At 59.5% G+C, this 25,328-nt stretch carries 20 protein-coding genes; 7 read left to right on the top strand and 13 right to left on the bottom strand.

Going from position 1 to position 25,328, the window contains the following annotated elements; genetic code table 11:
- Positions 1–77: 77 nt before the first annotated feature.
- The 13 genes from CABTHER_RS04650 to CABTHER_RS04590 form a co-directional block, all read right to left on the bottom strand.
- Positions 78–539: an SRPBCC family protein gene (locus CABTHER_RS04650; protein WP_014099437.1), complete on the bottom strand. Its 462-nt coding sequence runs from the start codon at positions 537–539 to the stop codon at positions 78–80.
- Positions 540–820: 281 nt separating this feature from the next.
- Positions 821–1,030 (bottom strand): cold-shock protein, encoded by a 210-nt coding sequence (locus tag CABTHER_RS04645; RefSeq protein WP_041569084.1) that lies wholly within the window; start codon positions 1,028–1,030, stop codon positions 821–823.
- A 295-nt stretch (positions 1,031–1,325) separates the two neighbouring features.
- On the bottom strand, positions 1,326–1,634 hold the full coding sequence (locus tag CABTHER_RS04640; RefSeq protein ID WP_014099435.1) for an ATP synthase F0 subunit C: 309 nt from the start codon (positions 1,632–1,634) through the stop codon (positions 1,326–1,328).
- Between the two features lie 249 nt (positions 1,635–1,883).
- Positions 1,884–2,684, bottom strand: coding sequence for a F0F1 ATP synthase subunit A (locus CABTHER_RS04635; protein WP_081464698.1), 801 nt, complete (start codon positions 2,682–2,684; stop codon positions 1,884–1,886).
- Positions 2,685–2,717: 33 nt separating this feature from the next.
- On the bottom strand, positions 2,718–3,164 hold the full coding sequence (locus CABTHER_RS04630) for an ATP synthase subunit I (protein WP_014099433.1): 447 nt from the start codon (positions 3,162–3,164) through the stop codon (positions 2,718–2,720).
- 10 nt (positions 3,165–3,174) lie between these two features.
- Entirely contained in the window at positions 3,175–4,566 is a 1,392-nt protein-coding gene (locus CABTHER_RS04625) for a sigma-54-dependent transcriptional regulator (protein WP_014099432.1), read from the bottom strand.
- 12 nt (positions 4,567–4,578) lie between these two features.
- Positions 4,579–7,302: a DNA polymerase III subunit alpha gene (dnaE, locus tag CABTHER_RS04620; protein ID WP_014099431.1), complete on the bottom strand. Its 2,724-nt coding sequence runs from the start codon at positions 7,300–7,302 to the stop codon at positions 4,579–4,581.
- A gap of 156 nt (positions 7,303–7,458) precedes the next feature.
- On the bottom strand, positions 7,459–7,809 hold the full coding sequence (locus tag CABTHER_RS04615) for a DUF3592 domain-containing protein (RefSeq protein ID WP_014099430.1): 351 nt from the start codon (positions 7,807–7,809) through the stop codon (positions 7,459–7,461).
- Between the two features lie 93 nt (positions 7,810–7,902).
- Positions 7,903–8,787, bottom strand: coding sequence for a chlorophyllide a reductase iron protein subunit X (locus CABTHER_RS04610; RefSeq protein WP_014099429.1), 885 nt, complete (start codon positions 8,785–8,787; stop codon positions 7,903–7,905).
- A 402-nt stretch (positions 8,788–9,189) separates the two neighbouring features.
- Positions 9,190–10,269, bottom strand: coding sequence for a tRNA guanosine transglycosylase family protein (locus CABTHER_RS04605; RefSeq protein WP_014099427.1), 1,080 nt, complete (start codon positions 10,267–10,269; stop codon positions 9,190–9,192).
- 5 nt (positions 10,270–10,274) lie between these two features.
- Positions 10,275–12,077 carry an ATP-binding protein gene (locus tag CABTHER_RS04600; protein ID WP_014099426.1) on the bottom strand — a complete coding sequence of 601 codons (1,803 nt, stop codon included), beginning with the start codon at positions 12,075–12,077 and terminating at the stop codon, positions 10,275–10,277.
- Positions 12,078–12,100: 23 nt separating this feature from the next.
- A complete protein-coding gene (locus tag CABTHER_RS04595) occupies positions 12,101–13,591 on the bottom strand; it encodes a DNA double-strand break repair nuclease NurA (RefSeq protein WP_014099425.1) in 1,491 nt (496 codons plus the stop codon).
- Positions 13,588–14,586 carry a hypothetical protein gene (locus CABTHER_RS04590; RefSeq protein WP_228374072.1) on the bottom strand — a complete coding sequence of 333 codons (999 nt, stop codon included), beginning with the start codon at positions 14,584–14,586 and terminating at the stop codon, positions 13,588–13,590. The genes CABTHER_RS04595 and CABTHER_RS04590 overlap by 4 nt, the downstream gene beginning before the upstream one ends.
- A 538-nt stretch (positions 14,587–15,124) precedes the next feature.
- Between CABTHER_RS04590 and CABTHER_RS04585 the strand changes: the two genes are divergently transcribed.
- From CABTHER_RS04585 to CABTHER_RS04555, 7 genes are all read left to right on the top strand, one after another.
- The gene (locus CABTHER_RS04585) at positions 15,125–16,060 is read left to right on the top strand and encodes an alpha/beta fold hydrolase (protein WP_014099423.1); all 936 of its coding nucleotides are present in this window, start codon (positions 15,125–15,127) and stop codon (positions 16,058–16,060) included.
- Positions 16,061–16,102: 42 nt separating this feature from the next.
- Positions 16,103–16,657: a hypothetical protein gene (locus CABTHER_RS04580; protein WP_014099422.1), complete on the top strand. Its 555-nt coding sequence runs from the start codon at positions 16,103–16,105 to the stop codon at positions 16,655–16,657.
- 23 nt (positions 16,658–16,680) lie between these two features.
- Entirely contained in the window at positions 16,681–18,084 is a 1,404-nt protein-coding gene (locus CABTHER_RS04575; RefSeq protein WP_014099421.1) for a M20 metallopeptidase family protein, read from the top strand.
- A gap of 115 nt (positions 18,085–18,199) precedes the next feature.
- Positions 18,200–18,979: a hypothetical protein gene (locus CABTHER_RS15555; protein WP_014099420.1), complete on the top strand. Its 780-nt coding sequence runs from the start codon at positions 18,200–18,202 to the stop codon at positions 18,977–18,979.
- Between the two features lie 113 nt (positions 18,980–19,092).
- Positions 19,093–19,692, top strand: a complete 600-nt coding sequence (locus CABTHER_RS04565; RefSeq protein ID WP_014099419.1) for an NUDIX hydrolase — start codon at positions 19,093–19,095, stop codon at positions 19,690–19,692.
- 196 nt (positions 19,693–19,888) lie between these two features.
- On the top strand, positions 19,889–21,292 hold the full coding sequence (locus tag CABTHER_RS04560) for a DUF512 domain-containing protein (RefSeq protein WP_014099418.1): 1,404 nt from the start codon (positions 19,889–19,891) through the stop codon (positions 21,290–21,292).
- Between the two features lie 36 nt (positions 21,293–21,328).
- Entirely contained in the window at positions 21,329–25,051 is a 3,723-nt protein-coding gene (locus CABTHER_RS04555) for a DUF6079 family protein (RefSeq protein ID WP_014099417.1), read from the top strand.
- Positions 25,052–25,328 lie beyond the last annotated feature (277 nt).

Genomic DNA, 25,328 nt, shown 5'->3' with positions numbered 1-25,328 from the left:
ACAACTCCCCGGAAACAACGGGCAGAAAGCCCTCCGTGGCACGTGGGCAAGGCAAAGCTCAGGCTTGCCCGGCCCAGTCAGGCCCCGGCCGGACGCCATTGTTCTTCAACAGCGCGTTTGAGAAGCGGCATTTTGTTGCGCACGTCACGTTCGGCAATCATCCGCCCAACTGTTTTCCACCCCACCAGGGTCAGAAAATCCTCCGGTTGGTGGAAAACCATCCGGTTGTGAACTTTCGTCCGTCTGTCGTCGGGCGTCAGCGTCCAGATGTCCTCGCCGGACATCGTGCCCGTAAAGCGGCTGACCAGACGGGTGGCTTCCTGGCAAATGATTTCGTACTCCACCGGGTCCAGCCCGTGGGCCACGAACTCCACGCGCAGTCTGGCGCCGACGCCGTGCTTCTTACGCCCGACCCGGGCCACCCGCGCTTCGGTCGGCGACCACAACGGCAGAAGCATCGGCTCGACCAGGTAGGGGAAAATGGTTTCCGGCCGGGCCCGAATCGTAATCTGACCTTCCAGCACATCCACGATGTTCACGCCTGTTCTGGGGGAGCTGTGAGAATAGTTGACTGGCTGCATCTTGACATGACGGTGCGCCCTGCCAAAGCCCGAAACCACGGCCAATTCGCATCTGGCAGGCAACGCAGCCGCCGCATTTCAAACTGCATCCGCCGGGGCGGTGCGCTGTCAGTCGCCAGCCGCGCCCACTGGGGCCGGCAAATCCACAGAATCACCCGGCAATAGCGCCAAAAAAGCGCCTTGCCGGTTGCCCCGCAAGGCGCACAACAATAGGGGAAAGGGTGATAAAGAGCGAGTGTTCAGGCTGTCTTGACGACGTTTTCCGCCTGGGGCCCCTTCGGGCCGTTCACAATCTCATACTCGACGATCTGCCCCTCGCTGAGGGATTTATAACCGTCTTCCTTGATGGCTGAGTAATGCACGAAAACATCGTGCCCACCCGGATTCTCGATGAAGCCATAACCTTTGCTGTTATTGAACCACTTGACTTTGCCTGTGGTGCGTGACATGGGGGACTCCTCCCGAAAAGAAATACTGTTTTGCCGTCCGTGTCGGTCAGACACGGTCCGGGCCCGACGTACATTCCCGGCGCCCTGTGTCCAGACATACCCCTGCCCTTGCAGGTAGTGACGGCCTTGGACAGCATTGGCAAGCAACGGTTTGTATGTGAGCAGCGCGAAAGTAACCCGTGTCACGGCATCCGTCAATTGGTTTGTTAAAACACAAAAGCAAGCCACCGCCGGCCTCCGGTTATCGGTGACCAACGGTGGCTTGCCGGGGATTCCGGTTGTGGTGACGGCCGCCTTAGAAGCCCAGGTAGGCCGCCAGGAAGGTAAACAGCACGAGGGTTTCGATGAGCACCATACCGATGAGCATGGTGGTGAAGATGCGCTGCCCCGCGCCCGGATTGCGCGCCGTGCCTTCACAGGCCGCCGCAATGGCGTTGCCGTCGCCCAGACCGCAACCAACGGCCGCAATGCCCACGGCAAGCGCCCCCAAGGCAATTTTGTACGTACCGCCACCGCTGCCACCTTCAGCAGCCAGAGCAGGAAGGGACATCGCCATCAGGAACGATGCCGTCGCCAGTGTTTTCAGGAACAGTTTTTTCGTCATGGGTGTGTCTCCAGAAAAGTCAGGGAACATCAAAAGGTTATCAGCAGCGACGCCCAACCTGCCCGCGGCCTACGCCTAATCATAAGTGCCGTGTGTCCGGGATTGCAGCCTGTGACGTTGGGACGTACAGCGTTCCAGCAACACACGAAAAAGGGCATTGGCATAGCACCAAAGGCAACGTGAGGCGCCAGGGAAAGAAATGACCGGCCGGCCCACGCAACGACAGCGGGAGTTGGCCGGTCAACACACTCAGGCATGGGCGTGTTCGTCTTCGTGGCCGTGGTCATCGTGGGGCACGGTTTCACTCAGATAAATGATGGACAGTTGCACGAAAATAAATGTCTGCACCACGGCGACGAACGTGCCAAGCAGCATGGGCAGCACGGGCACGAGTATCTGGTAGATGCTCCCGAAAGCGATGCCCAGTTGCTCGTCCACAAACATGTTGATCATGAGCCGCAGCGCCAGCGTCGCCGGCCGGATGGCATTGCTGAACATCTCGAAGATGAAAATGATGCCGCCCATAATGGCCATCAACCCGGCCGTCAGTCCGCCCGTAAAGTGCTTCAGGTAGCCAAGCCCCTGCTGCGCAAAGCCCATGAACATGTAGTACACGAACGTCATCAGCCCCAGCGCAAGGGTGACGTTGAAGTTGGCCGTGGGAGACTCAAACAGAGGAAACAGGCCCATCAGGTTTGAGGTCAGGATGAGCGCCGCCAACGGAAGCAGATAGCCCAGGTACTTGAACCCGTACTTCCCTGTGGATTGCTCCACCATGTCGCGGACCTGAAGCACGATGATCTCGACGATCTGCTGCCCAAAGCCCGGTTTGTCCACCGACGGCTTGCCGACGAGCAGCTTGAAACCGACGACACAGATCACCGCTGCAATGAGCAGCATGATGACGTGGGGCGGCAACTCACGGTCTGAAAGGCCGGTCAGGTGATACACCTGCTCCACAAGCCAGGGATGGGCATGCGCTGCGCCTTCATCGGCCAGCACCAGCGGAAACGGGAGAAAGGTCATGGACGATGCCATAGTCAAAGCCATAGTGAGCGGGCGTACTGGCACACACCCCGGAAGTTACGTGACCGGCTCGTCGTTCAGCCCATACCAGACCTGCACCAGAGCTTCCACCACGACGGCCAGCGGCAATGCGAAAAGGCCGCATACTATGGCAACCACCAGCCCGGACGCAACCTGTATGGACAGCCAGATGACCACGCCGATGACCATCCAGCGCAGAAAAAACTTGGCCATCTGAAGACGTGACGGCCGCCGGGCAGGGCCGGCATCACCGGCGGCGGCCGTCGCCACGATGGATTGCAGGCTCGCCCGCATCCACACAAAGTTCAGGTAGGCCAGTCCGCCGCCAACAGCGACCCCGGCCCCCACTCCAGCTTCCCAGACGAGACCGGCCCCAACCGCCATAGCGCACGTGATGATCAGGGTCAGGTGCCGGACACGCCGTTCGGTTGCCTCCGGGCTGAGGTATGACGGCTCATCAGGCGGTTCGGAAGCAGAAGCCATAGACAATCCCTTACCCGGTTCTGTCCGGCGGAGCCTCCGCCGCCGGAGCGTCGTCGGACGGAGTATCGCTCGGACGCCGCAGGCCGAACTTTTCGAGCCGGTACTGTAACGTGCGGAAGGTCAGCCCCAGAAGTTTGGCGGCACGGGTGATGTTCCAGTCGGTTTTTTCCATCGCCTGGACGATGAGCGACCGCTCGACTTCCTCGAAGGAAATACCTTCGGGCGGAAGGCGGAACTGAAAAGGCGGCGCCGGCGCGGATGCCGGAACGCCTGTCGCCTGGCGGATTTCCACTGGCAGGTCTTCCACCCCGATGGTATCCCCTTCACACAGCAGGGCCGCGCGTTTGAGCGCCGATTCAAGCTGCCGGACGTTGCCGGGCCAGTCGTAAGCCTGCAACACCTGAAGCGCCTCCGGCGTGATGGTGTAATGCGTTGCGCCACGCGACTGCCGGGCCAGAAACCGCTCGACAAGCAGCGGAATGTCCTCCCGCCGGTCGCGCAGCGGCGGCAGGTGAATGGGAATGACATTGAGCCGGTAATAGAGGTCTTCGCGGAAGGTTTTGGCGGCCACCATGTCTTCGAGCGGACGATTCGTGGCGGCCACCACCCGCACATCCACCCGGATGACCCTGGTCGAGCCAACCCGCTGCACTTCCCCCTCCTGCAGAGCGCGGAGCAGCTTCGCCTGGAGCGCCACGTTGAGTTCGCCGATTTCGTCAAGAAACAGCGTGCCCCGGTCGGCGACTTCAAACAGCCCCTTCTTCTCGGCCACCGCGCCGGTAAACGCTCCCTTTTCGTGTCCGAAAAGTTCGGATTCGAGCAGGTTTTCATTGATGGCGGCACAGTTGACGACGTGAAACACGGCGGCCGCCCGCGGACTGTGCCGGTGGAGTGCGCGCGCCACGAGTTCCTTGCCCGTTCCGCTTTCGCCGCGCACAAGCACCGTTTCATCCGAAGCCGCCACCTTCAGAATGATTTTCTTGAGCTTCTGCATCGGCTCGCTGTTGCCGATGAGGTCGGCATCCAGCGCATCCAGACGGGAAAGGGCCTGCGCCAGAACGGTCAGCAGCCGCTCACGGTCGAGTGGTTTTTCCAGGTAATCCACCGCGCCGAGCCGCAGGGCGTCCTTGACGGATTCAATCGAGCCGTGCGCCGTCATGAGAATGACCAACTGGGACGAATCCGCCTGGGTCAGGGCGCGCAACAAGTCCAGCCCGCTCTGCCCTCCCATCTTCAGGTCGGTAAGCACCACGTCAAACCGTTCGGCGCGGGCCATGCGCAGGGCAGCTTCGGCGCTGGGCGCGGTTGCCGTCCGATAGCCCTCCGCCGACAGAATCATGTCCAGGATGTCGCGCTGATTTTTCTCATCGTCCACAATGAGAATGCTGCGTTTCGTTGGCATCGTCTTCCAGTCTTACCTGCACAGGCCCTGTGCACCGGCTTGTGTGTCCTGAACGCAGGGCTGTCCAGGATGCGGTTTCTCCATACCAGTCGGCGGCGTATTGGCTTCAGCCGCAGGTTCATCGCAGGTGTAAAGTGCCAGCCCCCGCGCCAGAATCTCCCGCAACGGGAGAAAACAGCCCTGCCCATCCGCGTCACGGGTGTAAAACTTGTGGTCAAGCGTACAGCGCAGCGTCCGCCCGTCTTCGAGTTCAATTTCGACGACTTCCTTTTCGCCGGTGGGAAACACCTCAACCAACTCGTTGACCACGACTTCCTGGCCGTTCCAGCTCCAGGTGATGAAGGGTGCGCCGGCCGCCTCCACGTCACGGCTGGCCAGTTCGGCAATTGAAACGGCCGCACCGGTGACAGCATCCCGCAGAGTGGCCTCGCCGGTGACACACTTGTTGAAGGCATAGTCGGCAAAGCCTTCAAGCTGTTGCCAGAGCTTTTCGAGTTTGGCGCGGTCGTGTCCGCGCGCCATGGCCTGGGCGATGAACTTGGTTTTGTGGGCGTCAAGTTCCTCGCGCTTTTTCTTGCCCATCGCCCGCCGTACCAGATCGGCTTCGCCCAGGGAATACCCGGCCAGGCGCTGGAAAATCGCCATGATCTGCTCTTGGAAAACCGGCACGCCGTAGGTGTTTTCCAGCACGTCCTTGAGTTCCTTGAAGTCGTACGTCACCCGCCGCCGGCCGTGGCGTCGCTCGATGTAGTCGTCCACCATCCCGGAATCGAGCGGCCCTGGACGGTAGAGCGCATTGAGCGCCACGATGTCATCCAGCCCGCTGGGCTTGAGCCGCCGGGCAATTTCGCTGATGCCGTCCCCCTCAAACTGAAACACGGCATCGGTTTCGCCTTCTCCAAAGAGCTTGAGCGCTGCCGGATCGTTTGTGGGGATTTGCGTCAGGTCAGGACGCTGGCCCGTTTCCCGCTCGATGCTCGTCAGGCAGTCCTCGATGATGGTCAGGGCGGTCAACCCCAGGAAGTCCATCTTGAGCATGCCGGCCTTTTCGAGGTCGTTCATGTTGTACTGCGTGGCAATGACCTCGACTTCACCCCGCTCGCGGTCACGGGTTTTGGTTTTGAACACTGGCACGAGTTCCGCCACCGGCTGCGGTGAGATCACCACGCCAGCGGCATGGATGGAGGAGTGCCGGGCGCCGCCCTCAAGTCGGCGGGCCAGATCGATGAGGCGCTTGACTTCGGGCCGTTTCTCGTAAGCCTGTTTCAGCTCAGGCACCATGGTGAGGGCGTCGTCAATGGAGACGTTGCGCCCACGCTGTGGCGGCGGAATGAGCTTGGCGATTTTCTCAACCTCCGGGTAGGGCATTTCCAGCACGCGCCCGACATCCTTGATGACCGCCCGTGAAGCCATGGTCCCGAAAGTGGCAATCTGGGAAACGTTTTCGCGCCCGTAAAACTGGCTGACGTACTCGATGACCGCACTGCGCCCACGCATACAGAAATCCACGTCAATATCGGGCATGGAGACGCGCTCCGGGTTGAGAAACCGCTCAAAGAGCAGATCGTGCGCCAGCGGGTCAACATCCGTGATGTGCAGGCTGTAAGCGACAAGCGAACCGGCGGCGCTGCCGCGTCCGGGTCCGACCGGAATCCCCCGCTCGCGGGCATGCCGGATGAAGTCCCAGACGACGAGAAAGTAGCCCTCATAGCCCATGCGCTCGATGATGCTGATTTCGTAGTCGAGGCGGGCGCGGTATTGTTCCGGGTTGGACGGGGCAAGGCGCTGCAGCCTTTCTTCCAGACCGGCACGGACTACGTGCTCAAAGTAGCTCGTCAGGGTAAACCCCTCCGGCACAGGAAAGATGGGCAGGTAGTTTGGTGCTTTGCCAAACTCGAAAGTGGACATCTCGGCAATCTTGAGTGTGTTGCGCAGCGCCTGCGGGTTTTCGTTGCCCCACAGGGCCCACATTTCGGCGGCGCTTTTCACATAGTGGTCAGGTGAGTAGTGAAAGCTGCCCTCACGCAATGCCTTGCCGGTTTGCAGGCACATCAGCACGCAGTGGGCTTCGTAGTCATCCTGAGTCAGAAAATGGGCGTCATTGGTGACAACGAGCGGTATGTCAAGCCGGGCTGCCAGTTCGGTGAGCGCCCGGTTGACCTTGGTCTGGTTGTCTTCAAGCCCACGGTGTGATTGAAGTTCGAGAAAGTAGCGTCCCCGGCCGAAGATTTCGTTGTATTCCCCAATCTCACACTGGGCCTGCTCAACCCGGTCGCGCAGGATGAGCGACGCGGGCACGCCGGACATACAGGCCGAAAGGGCCACCAACCCTTCGGCGTGCCGGGCGAGCACTTCCTTGTCAATCCGGGGCTTGTAGTAGTAGCCCTCGGTATAGCCCAGCGAGGCGAGCCGGACGAGGTTTTTGTATCCCGTTTCGTCCAGAGCCAGCAGAATGAGGTGATTGGTGCCGCGTTCGCCGTCGGTGTCGGGTTTGCCACGATCATGGCGCGAACCACGGGCAACGTAGGCTTCCATGCCGATGATGGGCTTGACGCCGACTTTTTTCATGGCGTTGGCGAAGCCCATCGCGCCGAACATGTTGCCGTGGTCGGTGACGGCAATGGCTTTGAAACCCAGGCGCTGCGCCTGCTCGGCCAGCGCCTCGTGCTGGATGGCGCCGTCCAGAAGGCTGTAATCGGAGTGCAGATGCAGGTGAACAAAGTCTTCGGCCGCCATACCTCACCTTTGGGTGTGTTTCTGGAGTGCCGCTGCCAGGCAAAGACGGCAGCAGAGGCAGCCTAGCCGAAGACACAAACGGGCTTCAATGCAGTGCCCTCCAAAGCCCGGCTGGCGAATGCCGTGAGTGGCCTTGTGGCTCTGCACCCCTGTTGCCTATTGGCGGCTCTGAAGTCGTCGCGCCTGCTCGACATCTTCGGCAAAGGCCCAGACGTGCGGGCGATGTGGCAGGTACAGGATACGGACCGGGCGGCCTACCTGCAGGCGATGGAAATCACTGGGCAGAAGCTTCCGGTAGTGCCGGTGCATCCAGCCGCCCGCATCCCGGTAGGTGATGACGACGCGATGGTGGCTGTATTTGCGTTCGACCATCGCCTCCGTGGGCACCCCCTGCGCGACAATCCCGCTGAAATCTCTCAGATGGTGCAGCCATGAAACGATGATGAAAACAGGAACGATGAGCGCGAGCAGAAAGAGTGCGCTGAAAAGCAGGATAGCCCAAAGCATGGCGGCGCCATCCGCGTTTGATTTCCCTGCTTCCTGGATGCCAGGGAAGCCCGTGCGCCACCGTGCAGGGTGCCGCCAGCGCAGCGGGATCGCCTAGATCACCATGCATTCCAACTGGGAGGGCATGAGGTCTTCTTCCAGGGCCGGGTCCAGTCCGCCGAGGTTGCGCGTACGCATGATGTCGCTGGAAAAAGCCTCGAAGTCCACGGCTTTGGGCAGTTTTGGCGTGCCGTGCAGAATGGCCCACTCGATGTCCTCGAAGTAACCACGGTGCCGGGGGTCATCGGCAATCAGTTGAAAGGCCATGCTGCGGTTACGGATTTCGTCTGAAAGGGGAATCCGGGTGATGATGTCAATGCCGGCTTCCTGGGCGTACCGCTCACCCCAGCCGGAGCCGTCATCCCGGTTGATGATCATCCCCAGGACGCGCGTCGTTCCGCCCTGTTCGGCGAAGTAGCGCACGGCGCCACACAGGTTGTTGACGACATAGAGTGCCTGATGGTCATTGCCGCCGACGAGAATGATGTCCCGCACCATGGACTTGGCAATGGGAGTGCCAAACCCGCCGCACACGACATCGCCCAGGAAGTCATAGATGATGTAGTCGAACTCCCAATCGGCGAAGCCCATCTGTGACAGCAGATCGAAACTGAGGGTGATGCCCCGTCCCCCGCAGCCGCGCCCGACTTCGGGGCCGCCGAGTTCCATGGCAAAGACGCCATGGCGTTTGAAGACGACTTCACTGATGGGCGGTACGGGGTTGGCAGCTTTGGCTTCCTGCCGCAGCGCCCAGGCTTCAAGCAGGGTCGGGAGCGACTTGCCGCCAAACAGCAGCGCCGTGGAATCGTGTTTGGGGTCGCAGCCAATCTGCAACACCCGGTGCGACTTGCTCGCCAGGTAGTAGCTGAGATTCGAGGTGATGAAAGACTTTCCGCTTCCGCCTTTACCATAGATGGCAACAACGCGACGTGCCGACATGCAGCATCCTCCACAGGGAAGGCTATGCGTCTTGAGCGTGTGGGGAAGAACGCTTTGCAACGTTACGACGCGAGACGTGGCGTTTGTGCGACGCCTGACATCAACCTACATCTGACCCGGGCTGCGGCCAAAAGTTTTTGGCGTCGAACCGGAAGCAGCCAGCTTTGGGCCGGAAGCACGGCACCTTGTATGGAGTTTTGGGCAGAACGTTGCACTGAGGCCGGCTGAAAAACAGCCGAGGTGACTGCTCGTGTTTGCAGGTTTCTGAAGTGCCCTACTCGGCCTTGCCCTTGGAGATGCCTCCCCAAGCCAAGGAAAACATCTCCAGTCCCCTGTTGGCGGCCAAGGGCAAGGCCCAGTAAGTCTGTGCTGCACTTGGTGCAACACTGGCGAACCAGACCCCTATCGCTTCTCAAAGTCGCTCTGCATCTTCCTGGCAGGTTTGGAAGTCATCTTTACCGCGCACAACCTGAGAACGTACTCGACCAATGGGCGATAGGTCGAGTTATCAAGATGCCCCTGATACCAGTCTCGATACGTTCCGTCAGACAGGCGCAGCTCAACTTCTTTGACCTCGGTGAGTAATACCCAGAGGTTGTGGGTAGCCCGATGGCAAAAACCTTTTAGCCCGTTGGCTTTCAAACCCTCCAGGCCGTCAGCTTGACAGGCTGGGCAGGGGCATTTTGCCAGCATAGCCCATTCTTCAGCATTTGGTTCTCGTCCGCGCCATTTTCCGAGATTGGCTACCAAGCGATCCCCACGTCCGGGCAACTGAATGATTCCACGTGCTGCCCGATTTCGCCAGCCGGCTGAATCAGCCGAATCCACTCCCAAAAGGATAGCCAAGTGCATGGTTGCCGTCCCTCCCAAGCCAAAAACATGCAGTTGCCAATTGCCCAATTGGTGACGTACCCGATGAAGACTATCCAGCACATTGGCATACGGTATGGCCTTCGGCGCACGCAGCAGGTTAGGAACAATTCCTCCCAAAGCGACTTTCCCTTTCCGGCACAAGTGCTTGTCTGTAAGAAATGCTTTCAAGTAGTCCGACAGGTAGCGGCTAATGTGGATGACCGGTACATATCCATCGTGCCGATACTCTCGATTTATCTCCATCGTCTGATGAAAGCAGTTGAGCTGCTCCGCATCCGTCATAAAAGGTGTGGGGACAAAATCCTGTGGAATGGCGTGCCAATTGGGTTTTGCCTGTTCAACAAATTCCTCGTAGTCCTCGCGCGAGGTGCTTCCTCCCTTTGTCAACTGCTGGAAGGAACCATTGTCCAAATAGATCATCACCCCCGGAGGCACCCCCAGGAAGGCGCGCAATCCGTGGCGCATGGCAGCCTGACGACGCGCCGGGCTACTGGCGAAGTCAGCATAGGAAACCATGACCGCTTTCAGATCGGGTAAATAGTAAGGCGAATCCGGGTCCCATACACGGGGCTTCAGGTTTTTGAGGCTCAAGCCAGCAACGATTTCCATTGTGGCTATGGTCTTCCCACAGCGTTCTGAGCTTCTCTGTGGGCTTCCTCAAGTGCCTCAAACGCATCCTTTTCTTCACGCTCACCCTGCGATTCCGGCTTTTTGATCCGCACCAGGACGGGGAAATTTATCAACTGGCCAGACAGAATCGCTTCCCCAACATCCAGATCGGGAAGCAGCTTTGCTTCATCTTCGGCCAGTGTTTCCACAACGTTCCGCACAAACTTCTGGTCGGCTGGATTGACCATGCGCATGATGATGTAGGAATTGCACTGGGATAGGGTTGTCTCATCGAGGCGCGAGGGACGCTGGCTGATGAGAATCAATCCGACGCCGAACTTGCGGCCTTCCTGGGCAATCTGTTTGGTGATGCTAATCGCACGCAGTTCAGCGGGTGTCATGGCCCGTGCAGGAGCGAAATTATGTGCTTCTTCCAGCAGAAGAAGCACCGGCAGTTTCAGTTCGCCACTGACACGGGCTTCTTCGCCACTGACACGGGCTTTTTCGCCACTGACACGGGCTTCGAAGAGGTCATCAGCGATGATGCTGTAGATGGTTGCCTGGAAATCGCTGGTATAACCTGCCAATGCAACCACACTGATTTTCCCGTAGTTTACCAGTTGCTTTCGATCCGTCGGGATCGGTTGGGCGCTGCGAGCGATCTTCTGGTTGGTAAGCTCCATGCGGTGGAGTACTTTCGCCGCCCGGCGTGAGCGCTTCTTGATGCCTTCCAGTGTCCGGCAGTCAGTTTTGGAGTACCCTCCCATAAACTTGGGCCAACCCCAGTCCGTCAGTTTCTGCTTGCCAGTTGTGTCCTCGCTGCGCAGAACCGTCTCGCCAGCTTCAGCCAACATCGCAAGAAGCCATAAATCTGGTTTGATCCCATTGGTAAGCAACTCATGGTTCTTGAGTGTTTCAGCCAACCACTGCGTCCGTTCCTGCATTTCTTTCTCATCATCCACAATGAAACTCTTTGCAGCACGAAAGACATCGTCGAAGCGGGCACGCATCGTATCAGTCAATAAATATCCCAATGTACTGACGATCTCCGCTATGGTTTCGCCATCTTCCTCAAATATCGGGAAACGAGCATAGTAGCGCGTGACACGTTCTCGCAGCTCTGGCACATCAGCAAGTCCTGTATAGTCCCCATGCGGATCGAAGATCACAATGGGATAGTTCTTCTTCGCTAACTCCTCAATGATCCGCCGGGCTGTCCAGCTCTTGCCGGCACCTGTCATCGCCAGGATAGCCAGATGGCGGGTAACAATGGCGTGGCCATCTACCTTGACATCCACTTCAGGGCGGTTGGAGAGCGTGGCGATGTCCAAGGCGCGCTGTTGTTTCTGTTGGAGTTCACCCAAAACGACACGGGCGATGTCCTTCTCTTCCGGCCGGTAGGCACTGGAGGCCGGTTGAGGTGGATAGCGCAAGTGATCGAGCTTCCCTTCTCTGTTACCGTCCAGCGGTTCGGCGCCCAGGACTTGACAGACCGCCGTCACCATCTCCCGGCTGAGAGAAAGCACCGTATCAAAGGGATCAGTGCGAGTGGCAGCTAGCTCGTGGCCAGCTTCGGATGGAAACAGAGGGTTCACCCGCTCGATACGCTGTACTTTGGCCCAAATGCGAATCTTTTCAGGCGTCTCACTCGCCCCCGGCCGGCGCAACTGCGCATCCACGGCAATAATGTCTTGTTCCCGAATGGTCTCATGGGCCACCGCCAGGCGAAACTCACGGCTGGTGCTTTCGCCTACCAGAGTTCCCACATAGTGATCGTTTCCCGGTTGTGAACCTGCGGGAGCAGTCATGGCTTACCCCTTCTTGGCTGGTTTTAGCTGGAGGGACGGAAGAGCCAGTCCCGATGGGTCATGTAGATTGCCTGAATCAGGATACGCCGCATTTCCGCATCGCTGATTTCGCCTTGTTGCAGGCTTACCCCCAAGTGATGCCGGATCAACTTGCTATATGCGTCGGTCAGCCAGTTCGGCACACGTACAAACTTGTCGGCAATATCCAGACCGACGGGAAAGCCGTAGCCCGGCAACAATCGCGAATACAGGTACACGCGACGCGCAGCCTCAGCAATTTGATCACGGCCAAGCTCCTCGAAGATTTCGACACGGATCGGCTCAGTTGTTTCCGAAACGTGGACATAGCAACCGAGAACCTTTGGGAACCCAATGGGGCCCGGTTTGAGTGGCGCAAAATTCACCATGCTGGTACCGGGTTCGCCTGGAAGGGAGATTTCACCCTTCCGAAGCCCATCGTATTTGCTGATGTTCCAGGGTTCAGAGTACTCACCAGGCCTGAGCAACATCGCCAGGAGAAGGGTATCGGTATAGCCAAGCTTGTCCAGAAGCGACTTGGACGAATCGAGATCAGATCGTCCGTACATCTTGTTGAAGTAATCATCGTTCCCCTTCTCACGCAGGCCAAGAAAGACTCGATCCAGCAGGATGCACTCGCTGAACTCACGGAGGTCACCGCGCTCGACAACACCCGCAATGATTGGAACAGGCTTTCTCTTGCGCGCCTCCTGTATCAACCGCCGATACAGAAAAGCCATCCAGGCCAGAGGCTCGAACAGGCGACGCCTTTTCCATTCTTTGTGGTTCCCTGTCATCTGTGGATAGATGTTGACAAATGCCTCTTGGAGGAACTCATCTTTGAGCCGGCTGGCGGTTGCGGTATCGCGTGCGTAATGGTGCAGGAACAGATCGATGTCTTTTTCTGTGAAAGGTGTGTGACCTGCGTATCCCCCCATGAGATAAACCAGTGGGCCGTGGAACATCAGCACCGAGAGGTCAGGGGTACGCTCCAGTGCCGACAGTCCGCCAAGCAGCTCAGCCGTGATCCTAACAATATCAGGAAAGTCCTTTCGCTCTTTGCTGCCGCCTTCCAGATCGCCCAGAATCACAGGGTAGTAGCCGAACTGCTCCCGCTTCGCCAGACATCTCTCGCCAGTGCGCACACAATACGACCCCACCCGGAGCAGGATAGGTACCTGGCTGGAGAACTGCACGCGACCTATCCCGCCATCAATGAACGTGACCACCTCATTTTGGTACTGAGACCAGTCAACTTCTCCAACTGAAAATACCTTGAGCGGAGAGTTTGGTCGCTCTCCCTTGTTTGCCTCATCCATAGCCTGACGCAGATGGGCAACGAACCTGGCGGTGTTCTTGAAGTAATTGTCTCGCAGACTCGTCGCTACTGTCAGAGAATTTTCAACCAGCCTCGTCATCAGGCTTGGCTGGCGCTGAATCTCTTCCTGAACACCCTTTTCAGTCAGGTGATGATCTTGAGTCTGGTCTGGTTTCATGCGCGCCTGACCTCAATCCCCAGTTGGGCCAAAAGTCGTCGGGCATCATCTGTTCTGAAGGTGCTGACTGGCAAGCCGGTCAACCGGCTGACGAGCCATTTGGGTGCAACCCGTTGGCCGTCAACCGGGATATACCACATGTGACAGAAAGTTGTCATTCTGCTGCTTCCTCGTAGTCCCTGACGTGCAATCTCAAAGATTTGCTGTGGGCTGAGTTCAACAGCCATCCCACGAAGACTGGGTTGCCCTGATTTGCTTGGAGCAGATGCAGACGGAGGTGTGCCATACAGCCATTCGTAGAGCTGACTCTGCCTCATTCCAATCGCACCCCAGGCCACGTGGACAGCCATATCCCGACGAACAAATGCCTCCCATCCTTCCAAGGCAGGCCAGTAAGCTTGTCCCAGGCAGATGAAGAGTTCCTGAAAACGGCAACCACCAGTGAGAAGATTCTTCAGCTTGTCCATAACGACCGGATGAAGCATCTGGGCACGGTGTCTCGTCATACAACAGTCATAATATGGAATTGGGTATTCGGCAGAAATCAGTCCGAACTCGGCTGAAAGGATATAGGTACTCAGACTCGGTTCTGCTTCCCTGTTCCTGGTGTCCTGGGTTTTCTGATAACGCCGCAAAATGCGAAACAATGGGCCATCATAGCGCTCAATCGCTGGCAAGAGACCTTCCTTGTGGCTCTTACGCTGCGAACAGGACAGGATGAGAAGTCGCTTGTGATTCATCATGAGTGATGTGGTCAGTGCTGTGGAGTCGTACAAGTCGAAGCGAACATTGATTGGAGCTATTGCTATTGCTATTGCAAAAGATGGAGTAGTCAATAAAAACCCAGGACCCGGGCTACTGCTTTCGGCCAGCCTCTTCGCCTCTGGTGCTTCCTGGTGTTGACCCGTGACGATTGGTTTCACCAGGTGAGGGAACATATCGTTTTGACGACTCGGCAGGGCAATCTGGTTTGTATCGGCATTTTTCGATGTCACTGGGCTGCACGGTGGCGCCTTCAAGTCTGCCATCCTGGGCGCTACAGCCGGCACTGCGATCGGGCCTGCCCTATGTTTCAACCCTGTGCTCGATGTCTTTTACCAGCCTTGAATTTGGAATGGAGAGATAACACAGGTTGAGGTAATGGAGGGAAAAGCCTGCCGGAGAACAGGACATTCACCTCCATTCACGCGCGCATTGGCATCCAGACACGTGACGGAAAGCAGCTTCTCAAACCAAGCGGCAGGCTGGTTGGTTTATGGGCGGAAAAGTTTGAAGCCTGTCGCCAACGTGGCGGCAGAATACAGGCCGTGATGCTGCGGCTGTAGTTGACGCAACCAGTTGATGCGCCCGCACTGCGGCTGAAGCTACCCCGTGCGCCGCAAAGACAGCCGCCATCGTCAGCCATGGCGTGGACAGGACAGCTACGGCATCGCCCCGGCAGATTCCAAAAAAGGTTGTTCAGAAACGGCGTTTCGGCGCATACTTTGAGCGCCCCACGAACCTTCCTGTTCACCGTTTGTCCTGTTTTTCCCTATGTCTGCCCTGCTTGTGGATGACTTCCCGGCGGAAGCAACGACCGGTACGCCATCAGCGGACGCCACAGAAGAAACCGCCACTGTGGTCGTCACCGAAACGTTCTGGCACTGGCGGCACGGCCGCATCCGGGTCTGGGAAACCGATCCCCACCCTTCCGGCCAGGCCATTGTTCTGCTCCATGGCTACGGCGCCATGGTTGAACACTGGCGTAAGAACATCCCGGTGCTCGCTGCCGACGCCACCGTGTATGCCCTCGATCTCCTGGGCTTTGGCAAAAGCGACATGCCTGACGTGCACTACAGCGCCCGGCTGTGGGGAGAGCAGGTACGTGATTTTCTCGATGCCCGCCGGCTGGAGAAGGTGACAATCTTTGGTCACTCGATGGGCGGCCTGGTCGCCGCACAGTTCGCCCATGACTATCCTGAGCGGACAGCCGGACTTGTTCTCGTCGATCCAAGTGGCTACCCGCCACGGACGCCCTCTGATGCGCTTTTTCGTATCCTGCGCTTTGCCGCCGAAAACCCGCTGCTCCGCGATGTCTCCTACTGGCTGTTTGCCACACCGGACATCGCCCGGCAGGGCTTGACCTCGGCCTACTTCAACCCGGAAGCCATTACCCCCGACCTGGTTGAAGCCTTCGTGGCCCCCCTCCGGCAGCCCGGCGCGAAGTATTCCTACCTGGCGGTAGCCCGTCACCCGGATGATTTCTTTGTCAAAGCCCCCAACGGCATCCACGCCCCGACACTCCTTGTCTGGGGAGGACGCGACCGGCTGCTCCCGCCACGCTTGCTCAAACCCTTCCGCGAGCTGATTCCCCACGCCGAATCCGTTGTCATCCCGGATACCGGACACTGCCCCCAGGATGAAACGCCGGCAGCCTTCAACCTGGCCGTGCAACGGTTTCTGCGGATGAATGTCTTTGACCTTGGTTGATTGCAGGTTGCTTTTTCCGTCCCTGCCGTGAGGGCCTTGCTTATGAATGCAACAGCTTCCGTGTTGTACCCCAAGCCAACCACGAAGCCGGTCGCCTATGACCCGGCACCACGGCGGATTGGCTACAGCACCTGGCTGGGCGTCACCCTGCTCTGGTCGTCGTTTTTCTTCATGACGGCCCTGGCTGCGCTCCAGCTTGCGGCTGCCCTGCTGCGGACCCACCTCAACCTGACCCACTTGGCGCTGGCCTTTGGGCTGCACGTGGGAATGGCCGTTGCCTTGGCGTTCATCATCGGTTTTCTCAACCGGCAACTCGACCCGACCGGTGAAAAGCGCGCCCAGCGCAATGCCGCCATTCAGGCCAAGTATGCCGGCCGGGTGCCCACCTTCGTTTCGCTGCCGGGCAGCCTCGCCTCGGCCTGTCTGTTCTTTGGCACAACGGTATTGGTGATGCAGGTGTCAGGCGCAGCCCTGGGCTGGGCCGTTGTCGGGCTTGGGCTGCTCCTCAACCTGCTGGCGGCGTTTGTCGGCGCATTTCTGACAGGCGTTGTGCTGCGCCGCATTCAGGCGCGGCGCAACCGGCAACCCCAAGGCTGAACTTGGCCAGCCTCGGTTCTCCCATGCGGGTTTACCTTCCAAGACTGGGCCTCATTCTGCTGGGGATGGTGGCGCTGGGTGTTCTCCCGGCGCGGCCGTCCCCGACCTGCTGCTTCTGGAGCGGTTGTTTCTTTCGTCCGGTCACTGCATCTTCTGCCATGCCTTCCTCTCCTCCCGTATCGGCCGCCGTTCTGGCGCGGGATGCGCGCTACGCGGCTGACATCCGCGATCTGACCCCCAAGCTTATCGAAATCCGGCGCGACCTGCACCAGCATCCCGAACTCTCGAACCGGGAAGAACGCACCGCCCGCATCGTCGCCGAGCGGTTGCGGGCGTTGGGGCTGGAAGTCCAGACCGGGATTGCCCACCACGGCGTCATTGGTGTACTGCGCGGCGGCAAGCCGGGCAGGGTCATTGCCATCCGCGCGGACATGGACGCCCTGCCCATCGAGGAAATCCGCGACACCCCCTACAAATCGCGGCATGCAGGCGTCATGCACGCCTGCGGCCACGATGTTCACACAACCGTGGCACTGGGCGTGGCCGAAGTGCTTGCCAGGTACCGCGCTGAACTGCCCGGCACGGTGAAGTTCATTTTCCAGCCCGCAGAAGAAGGCCCGCCCCGGGGTGAACGCGGCGGAGCCAAAATGATGCTCGAAGAAGGTGCCTTTGACGCGCCCACGCCGGATGCCATTTTCGGTCTCCACTGCATGCCCACCATTGAAGTCGGCTCCATCGGGTACTGTGAGACGGCCGCCATGGCCAGCGCCGACCGGTTTCTCATCACCATACACGGCAAAAAAGTTCACGGTGCATATCCCCACGAAGGCATTGACGCCATCGTGACGGCAGCAGCGGTCATCGAGCAGTTGCAAACCATTCGGAGCCGGCGGATTGATACCCAGTCGCCCCTGGTGCTCTCCATCGGGAGCATTCACGGAGGCAACCGCTTCAACATTCTGGCCGATGAAGTCCGCATGGAAGGCACCGTGCGTACGCTTGACCCGGACGTACACGCCCGCATCGAGCCGCTGATGCGGCAGATTCTCAAGGGCGTCACGGAAAGCCACGGCGCAAGTTATGAACTCGACTACGAACGCATCGTCCCCGTGACCGTCAACCACGCTCCGCTCGTCGCCCAGATGCTTCCCACCATCCGGCGCATCGTGGGCGAAGGACATCTCGTGCCGACCCGTCCCCAGATGGGAGCAGAGGATTTTTCCTACTTTGCCAACCGCGTGCCGGCCTTTTTCTACTTCCTCGGCGTTGGAAACAAAACCAAAGGTATCACGGCGATGCTCCACACGCCTGATTTCGATGTGGATGAACAGTGCCTTCCGGTTGGCGTCGCTGTGATGGCAGCCATGGCGACAGACTGGCTTGAAAGCGCAGCCGCAGCCCCATCGCCGGCAGTTCCTGCGAAATAAATGTTTTTCCGGCCTGCCTCAACCAACACGAAGGACACCGGACACATCTTGAGCCACAACACAGGTCGGCTGGCACTGACCTCAAGACTTTGACGACACACAGGATTTCGCACCTATGCAAACACAGGTTCACACCCGCTTTGCCGGTTCAGGTTGGGGGCTGCTGCTCGCGCTGATGTTCCTCCTCCCAACGGTCATCCCAGCGTTTGGAGGACAACGCTTCAACGCCCGCCTTGACAACCTGGCCGGGCAACTTGTCCGCCAGTCGCGGGATGCGGCCGACCGCCTCGAACGCGACTACCGCCGGAGCTTCAACAACAACCGGCGCGACCTCCAGCGGCTCTACCAGGCGCGGATGTTTGTCGCCGGGGCCGAACTCCTGGCGCAGATGACCCGTGAAGGCCGCTCCGAAGCCGAACTGCTCGAAGCCGTTGATTTTCTCCGCAGCCAGGCCAACTTTGAAACGGGCTGGAGCGGTCTGCGCAGCACGCTCGACGACATCAGCCGCGAACTGCGGTTTGGTGGCGGCAACCCCGGCTTCGACCCCAGAGATGGCCGCCAGGGCGGACGCCGCAACAATGGCGACTGGCAGGATGGGCAGGTCAGCGGACGCATGCGATGGTTCGGGCGGGTGGATGATGAAATCTACATTTACGTCCAAGGCGCCACTGCCCGGACGCAACTCATCTCCGGGCAACCAACGCTCAACGAACGCTTCACCTTTACGAGTCCCCTTCCCCGGCGGCCACTCACCGTGCGCGTCAACCGCCTGCGCGGCCGCGGACGGGTCGAGGTCTTTCAGCAACCCTCTGCCAACAACAACTTCACAGCCGTCGTTCGCATTGTTGACCGGGGAAGTGGCGCCACCGACATGGAGTTTGAAATGCTCTGGTAGCAGGGTCCGCCACCGGCTTCGCCACCTCCGGCGGAGCGGGCGGCAGACTGACTTGCCGCCTTTCCCGGCGTCGGCCAAGCTGTACAGCAGGACTGCGCCCGGCCACGGAAACCATGCCAACCAACCCCAATCAGCCTGATGTCGGTGCCGTTCGGCTGCTGTCACGCACTTTTTTTCACCGTGGGCGCGTGTTTGAGACTTCGCACGACGCCATTGAGCTGGCTTCCGGCGCGCGGCTCGAGCTCGATGTGATTCACCACCTTGGCGGAGCCGCTGTCCTGCCCCTCTTTGAAAACGACGACGTTCTGCTCATCCGGCAGTATCGCCATCCGGCCGGGCAAGTGTTGCTCGAAGCCCCGGCCGGACGGCTCGAACCGGGCGAAGCGCCAGCAGCGGCTGCGCACCGGGAACTCCGGGAAGAAACCGGCTACCAGGCCTCCACCCTGACGTTCGTGACAAAGTTTTACGCCCTGCCCGGCTACAGCACGGAAATCCTGTACTGTTTCCTTGCCACCGGACTGACTCCCGGCCCGCAAAGCCTGGACACCGATGAGGACATCCGCACGGTCCGCCTGCCGTTTGCCGAAGCGCGAAACCTCGTCTATCAGGGAGGCATCGTGGATGCCAAAACCATGATGACCATTCTGCTCGTGGATGCCATGCGCCACGGGCAAGCTGCCTTTCAGGCAAAGCCCGCACCAGACTGGCCCTGACCCAGGTCTCACCCCAGAGCCCATATCGCTTACACCCAACCGATATTCACCTTCCGGGTACGGGAATGATTTGCCGTCGTGACCGCCGGCCGTTAGCCTTTCATGGCTTTGTGCTTCGTAAGCTTGACCAGCGTTGTGCCTGCCAGCCGGCACAACCTGCGTATCCCGGCTTTCTGTCCGGTGGGATGCATGACCGATGTACAGCCTGCAATTTGAAACCATTTACCCGATTGTCGAACTCAAGGCCAAAAAAGGCGTCACCGTGACGGAAGTGGACCCGGATGGACTCGGCGCGGCCGTGGGTCTGCGGCCGGGCGACCGCATTCTGGCCGTCAACGGGCGCAAAGTCCGGGACTATCTGGATTTTCAGTTCTACACCGGCTCGGAAGATGCGGTGACACTCACGGTCATCCACCCGGATGGCACCACCCGCCAGCTTCACGTCGAGATCGGCGAAGGCGAGATATGGGGACTGGACTTTGAAGCGTTCAAGCCCCGGCAGTGTGGCAACGAATGCCTGTTCTGCTTCTGTGAGCAAAACCCGCCGGATGCGCGTCCGTCGCTGTTTTTCCGGGATGAAGACATCCGGCTGTCGTTCCTGCACGGGAACTACACCACGATGACGACGCTCACCGAGGAAGAATTCAACCGGATTGTCGAGCAACGCCTTTCGCCTCAGTATGTCTCGGTCCATGCCACCGACCCCGAAGTGCGGCGGCACCTGCTGGGGCGCAAGCAGGCGGATGACATTCTCGGCACCATGCGGCGGCTGCTGGCTCACGGTATCGAACTGCACGCGCAGGTCGTGCTGTGTCCAACCATCAATGACGGCGATGTGTTGCGCCGTACCATCTATGACCTGGCAGCACTCCATCCCGAAGGGGTGAGTTCAGTAGCCATCGTGCCGGTCGGGCTGACCAAACACCACCGGAAACGCCACCTGCTCGTAGCACCCACCGATGAATGGGAAGCCAGCATCATCGAGCTGGTCACGCCCATTCAGCACGAACTCAAACGTCGCTATGGGACGAGTTTTGCCTTTCTGGGCGATGAGTTTTACATCCGTGCCGGAGTGCCCATTCCCCCGGCACGGCACTATGGCGACTACCCCCAGATTGAAGACGGGGTGGGGATGGTCCGGCGCTTCCTGGACAGCTTCCAGAAGGCCGTGCGGCGGCTGCGGAAACGTCCGCTGCAGGGGCCGTTTCTGCCGGTCACAGTGGCGACCGGCGCCCTGTTTGCTTCACATCTCTTACGCTTGGCGGAGCAGCTCAATGCGGAGTTCGGCACCCGCCTGCACGTGGTTGCCATTCGGAACGAATACTTTGGCCCGGAAGTCAACGTGGCCGGACTGGTGACGGGCAGCGATCTCATCGCCATGCGGGACCACTTCAAAGGCGAGCATCTGCTTATCCCCAATGAAATGGTGATGGGCGAACGGCATCTGTTCCTCGATAACCTGACGCTGGCGGATGTCGGCCAGCGACTCGGCATGGAAGTCCATCTGGCCGGGATGACGGGTGAAGATTTTGTGGCAGCGGCGCTCCGCACAACCCGTGCCACACCGCCGGACAGTGGCGCGCTTCAGAAAATGGTTTGATGATATGAAGGCATTCTCTGTGTCCTGTGAATAACCATGTTACAGAACATCCGCGCCTATCTCGATTATCAGCCAATTGATCCACTGGTGAATTTCCTGGAGGTCAACCCGGAGCGCATCATCCGGTCCTACCACTTCACCTCAGAACTGTCCCGGCTCACGGCGCGGCTCATCGAGGGTATTGCCGCACCCAAAACCTCCGAAGCCGCCCGACTGATTACGGGACCCCGGGGTACCGGAAAAAGCCATACGCTGGCTGTGGTGCGGGCCCTGGCCTGTACGCCCAAGACCCGTCATCTCGTGTCCGGCAACCCACCGCTGGCCAACGCGGTCAAGCGCCTCGAAGGCACGACGTTTCTGCCGGTGTACCTCTCCGGTGCCCGACTGCTCAGTGAAGGGATGGATTTTCCCACGCTGCTGCGTACGGCGCTGGCCAACATCCCGGACAGCCCCATTGCGTTTGACGACATGCAGTGGTTTTCCGTCCTCGAAAGCCAACAGGTTTGTGAACTTCTGGCCAGCAAGCTGTTTCCCGGCATGGCGCTTCTGTTTGTCGTGGATGACATTTCCGATGTCTTCCGCGCGCCCCGGCGGGCCCTGGTGCAGGAAACTCTCGACTGGCTGACGAAACTGGCCGAGAAATCCCGCAGCCTGCCCTTTGCGCTGCTGCTGGCGCTCGATAGCGATGTCACGGCTGCGCATACCGGCACAGCGGCCCGTCTGACAGCGGATTACCAGACGGATACCCTCACGCTGGATAACCTGCGCCGGATCACCGACCAGGCGGTGTTTCGCAAAACCCCCCAGCAACGGGCCGAACTGGCGGCACTCTACCAGGAAACCCTCAAGGCACTTCCGCGCTTTCACTGGAGCGAAGAAGAATTTTGCAGCCTCTACCCGGTTCACCCGGCCGTGCTGGAAGTCGCCCCCGGACTTTCCACTTACTGCGAAAGTTTTTCCCTGTTCAGTTTCATCAACGGGATTATCGGCGGCGCTCTGCGGCGACGGCCGATGCAGCTCATTTCACTCGATGACCTGTTTGACAAGTACGACTTCGAGCTGAAACGCCATCCGACCCTGGCCCGCGCCGTCGCCGTCTATGACTACCTTTCGACAATGCGGCTTCCGGCGCTGAGTTTCGAGCAGCGCATCCCGGCCAAACTCCTGCTCAAGGGCCTGTTTCTCTACTCGCTCGTCGGGCGTTCGGTCAGCGCCGATGAACTCACCAACGCGATGATGCTGGGTGATATTGGCTACAACCAGGCAGCGTTCCTGCTGGATGACCTCTACACCCACAGTGAAGGGCAAATCGTCAAGGAAGGCATCGGGGCAACCTGTCGCTACAGCCTGACCGTCGTCGAGCAGTTTGATCCCGAAGCGCGTCTGAAAGTCGCCCTGGCCGAAACCCCCAACGACGACACCCTTGATGCCCTGCTCGTCACACTGGGCGGCAGCGCGCTGTTTCACGACTTTCCCTTCACTCTCGATGCCCTGCTGCTCAGCGGCGCAAAATCCTACCGCGACGAGTTAACCGTGCCATGGCGCAACACCGGACGGCGGGGCATCGTCAGCTTTGGGATGCCATCGGAAATCTTCACCAATCCGCCCGTCGGTATCGAACGCAGCGGCGATCTGTTTACCCCCTCAGCCATTGTCATTCCGACCGAGGATGAATCTGACGCCAAGCCGTCCATCATTTACCACTGGGCGGACGAACTCTGCGAATACGACTGGCAACTGTGCATTGAACGCAGCCAGTCGCCGGGCGGACCCGATGGCAGTACGACCACGCCGAGCCTGCTCTACTGGCGGCCGGCGCCTCTTACCGAAGGCGAGGCCGAAGTCCTCAAGTCGTTGTGGATTGCCTACACGCGGGGCGAAGACGTGTTTGGCGATGAAATTGCGGAGCGGGTTGCCGCACTTGAAGCCCAAACCCGCATGCTGTTTCTGCGCCACTACGTCGAAGAGGGCGAACTGCTGTCCGCCAATGGCGACTGTTACCGTCTCACACAACTGTTTCCGGGCGGACTTCCCCGTACGTTCAGCGAGTTTCTCAGCACCATCATCCGCAAACCCCTTGACTTGCGGTTTCCGGCCCATCCGGTCTTTCCGGCCCCGCTGACGGAACGTGAGACAAAACGCCTGGTGCTGGGCCTGTTGGGCGGATTGAATCCGACGGACCCCACCGTACAGGAAATGGCGCGGCACTTTGCGCTGCCTTTTCACATTGTCATCGAACGGGAAGGGCTCTACCAGCTTGCCATGGACCGCGACGAGGCGCTGGGCGAACCGTGTATCAGCGAGGTCCTGCGGCTGGTTGAAGCGGCCGGCTCAGATGCCGTCCCGGTTCAGGTGGTGTACCAGACGCTGCGCCGTGAGCCTTATGGATTGCTCGAACCGGCCCAGCAAATCGTCATGATGGCGCTCGTTGCCGGCTGGCGCATCGAGCTGGTGGATGTTTCCGGGCTGCGGATTTTCACGGCTGCCGAACTCACCCAGGATGTGAGTTTCCGGCAGTATGGGTCCGTCCGCCGTACGGCGGCGATTACCTACTCGTCAGAAACCCTCTCCGAATGGTGTCGGCTGCTGACCGAACGCTTTGACCTGCCGGATTTGGCTACCGACCGGAAGCAGGTACGGGAAAGTCTGGCGCAGTGGTACCAGAAATGGCTCAACTACCGGTTGACGGAACGGTTTGCGTCCCTGCCGCCAGAAATGCTGACGACGCGCACCTGGCAACTCATCATCACCTGCAAACGCTACTTTGAAACCACGGCGGCGGCTGTCGAAGCCGTATTGTTCGAGCGCATTTCCCTGGAGATGGGGCTGGCGCGCATTGTGGACATTTTTGCCGCCAACCCGACGATCTATCAGCGGGCCGTCATTGACCTGCGCGTTCTGGTCGAGTTTCTTGACTGGCTGCCGTTCTATGTCATGGCCAAGGCGTACACGCTCAGCGCCCTGCCGGCAGCCGATGCCGACGCGCGCAATGCGCGGCGCGAGTTGGGTAACTTTTTCGAGCATCCACACCGGCTGCTTGACGAGGACAAACGGTTGCGCTTCGAGCAGGTTTTTGAACGCTTCAAGAAGCATTACATCGAAGACTGTGTGGCCCGCGACGAACAGGCCACGAAACATCTTGACCTCACACCGCTGACGGAGTTTCTGGGCAGCCCGACCTGGCGGCTTTTCGAGACCCTGTCCCGTCTGACCATTGCCGACCGGCAGTATGCTGCCCGTGCCAACCGCATTCTTTCGGACATCAACGCCCGGCGGCGTAACCTGCACCTGCGCGAGTTTCTCGACCACCAACCGCTGGTCAGCGGACTCATCCAGCGCCGGTTCATGCCTCCTCTCTCCAGGCAGCTTGAACAACTCACCACGACGGTCAACCAGGGCATTCAGCACTTTCGCCAGTGTGTGCTGCAAAACCGGAGCCTCATCCAGCAAGGGTTGCGGACGCTGGGCCTTACAGAATCGGAAGAGCGGCTCGTCACGGCGACGCTGGCAGCACTGTCGTCTTCAACTCCGGCAAAGGAACTGGTCATCGCGCCGGAAACCATTGACGCCATCAATGCGGCGCTGGTGGCCGGCAGTCCGGTAGTTCCGGTCCCGGTACCGCTTCCCTTTACACCGGGAGAATCCGCCACCAAGGCTGACCTGGCGGCCCGGTTTGCCGAGTGGCTGGCCGGACTGCCGGACGACACCGTCATTACCTTTGATGGTCAGGAATCCACCTTGTCAACTACCCCGCCCTGAAGGGCGGAGCTTGTTCACTACCCCGGCCCAAAGGCCGGAGTTTTGGGAGCAAGCCGGGTTGACCAGGAAAAGCGGTATCCAACCCGCTACGTTTGCAACAGGTCGTCAAGACCCACTCCGGGATGCTTCCTCAGTCCCGGACACTGGAAGGTGGGGATCATGCTGGTGAAAGGTAAAGCGCCGAAGGTTCTCATCGCTTCCGCAAGGAAGGAGCCGGTTGCAGACATTTCCGAGGGGAGATGGGCAGAAATGCCCACAAGGCCCGTAAGGGCGGTTT

This window comes from Chloracidobacterium thermophilum B, assembly GCF_000226295.1.
Taxonomy (GTDB): Bacteria; Acidobacteriota; Blastocatellia; order Chloracidobacteriales; family Chloracidobacteriaceae; genus Chloracidobacterium; species Chloracidobacterium thermophilum.
Note: the sequence above shows the minus strand (reverse complement) of the source record. Positions and strands in the feature narration are given on the sequence as shown.